The following is a 1,908-nucleotide window of genomic DNA, read 5'->3' as shown; positions in this document are numbered from 1 at the left end:
GTCCGCGGCGCGGGCGGCGGCCGCCGCGCCCTCCGCGTCCACGGTGACGAACGCGTTGAGGGCCGGGTCGACCGACTCCAGCGCGCGGTCGAGCAGGCCGGCGGCCGTCGCGGCGCCCGACCGCAGGTCGCCGCGCACGCCGTCGAGCGTCCGTCCGGCGAAGAATCCGGTCATACCGCCTCCCTGAACCGTGGCCTGAGGGTCTACTTAGCATGGCGCACCGGTTCGGGCGGCCCGCTCATCGCAGGAAACCGACCGCTCGTCGACGGGACCGGCGGAGCCGTGAACCTACGCGCGGGTACGCGGCAAGCTTCTTCGCACCTTGTGGAGGCGTTCCCGCCGGTTCGCTGGGGGGCGGGGCGGAGGCCCGCGGCGGCCGCCGCCCCTGTAACCGGTGCCTTCCACAGCCGGGTGGGGGGGACGGGGCCACGGCGGCGCGGTCTTCAGGCGCGCACCCGCCGCCGTGGCCTCCCCCGAGGGCGGCCCGCCGCCCGAACTGCACCCGGGGCGCCCTGTCAGATCCGCTGACAATGCCCGCCATCTGGGCCTTTCGGCCCGCCGCTCCGGCAACTACCGTCAAAGTGTGAACGCGCCGGTGGATCAGCAGGAGATCACCGGTACCGCCGACCGGGCGATGATCTGCACCGCCGACCACCGCGCGTCCTCGGCGGGCCTCGCGATCCTGCGGGCCGGCGGGTCGGCGGCCGACGCGGCGGTGGCGGCGAACGCGGTGCTGGCGGTGGTCGCGCCGCACCGCTGCGGGCCGGGCGGCGACCTGTTCGCGCTGGTCCACGACCGGCCGGGCCCGCCCGCCGCGCTGAACGCCTCCGGCCGGGCCGGGTCGGGCGCCGACGCGGCGGCGCTGCGCGCGGAGGGCCGCCGCCGGATGCCGGTCCGGCACGACCTGCGGTCGGTGACCGTCCCCGGCTGCGTGGACGGCTGGCTCGCGCTGCACGCCCGGCACGGCCGGATGCCGCTCGCGGAGGTGCTGAAGTCGGCGGTGCTGCACGCCGAGCGGGGGTTCACCGCCTCGCCGGGCCTCGTCGCGGCCTGCCGGGACGCGCCGGGCGGCGACGGGCTCGCGTGGCCGTCCCGTCCCGGCGAGCAGGTGCGGCGCCCGGGGATCGCCCGCGCGCTGCGGGCCGTCGTCGCCGAGGGACGCGCGGGGTTCTACCAGGGCGAGTTCGGCGACGGGCTACTCCGGGCGGGACGCGGGCTCTACGCGCCGTCCGACCTCGCCGAGCCCTGCGCGGAGTGGACGCGGCCGCTCGGCGTCCGCGCGTTCGGGCACGACGTGTGGACGCCCCCGCCGAACTCGCCGGGCCACGTGCTGCTCGCCGCGCTCGCGGTCGCCGCGGGCCTCGACCTGCCGGACCCCGCCGACCCCGGCTGGGCGCACCTGCTCGCCGAGTCGGTGCTGGCCGCCTCCGACGACCCCGAGCGGGAGCGGGGGCAGCAGGACGCGGAGGCGCTCCTCTGCCCGGACCGCATCGCCGCGCTCCGCGCCGCGATCGACCCGGCCCGGCACTGGCGGCGGCGCGGAACGTTCCCGTCCGGCGACGCCGCCTGCGTCTGCGTCGTGGACGACCGGGGCATGTCCATCGCGCTTCAGCAGTCGAACGGCACCGGCCTCGGCTCGCTCCTGTTCGAGCCCGGAACCGGCATCAACCTCCACAACCGGGGCGCCGGGTTCACGCTGGCGCCCGGCTCGCCCGCCGAGTACGGGCCGCGGCGCCGCCCGCCGCACACGCTCGTCCCGGTCGTCGCGACGCGCTCCGATGGCACGTTCCGGGCGGTCCTCGGCTGCACCGGCGGCGGGCTCCAGCCGCAGGTCGGCCTGCAGATCCTCGTGCGGCTGCTGCGCGGCGCGCCGCCGGAGGAGGCGCTCGCCGCGCCCCGCTGGCGCCT

General features: G+C 78.4%; 1 protein-coding gene. It reads left to right on the top strand.

The genetic code is table 11. From position 1 onward, the window contains the following. Positions 1–583: 583 nt before the first annotated feature. On the top strand, positions 584–1,908 hold a 1,325-nt coding region (locus ABZ914_RS50780; RefSeq protein WP_500201740.1), incomplete at its 3' end, for a gamma-glutamyltransferase.

The sequence above is a fragment of the Spirillospora sp. NPDC046719 genome (genome assembly GCF_040645715.1).
GTDB lineage: Bacteria > Actinomycetota > Actinomycetes > Streptosporangiales > Streptosporangiaceae > Spirillospora.
This window is presented reverse-complemented; position numbering and strand designations above follow the sequence as displayed.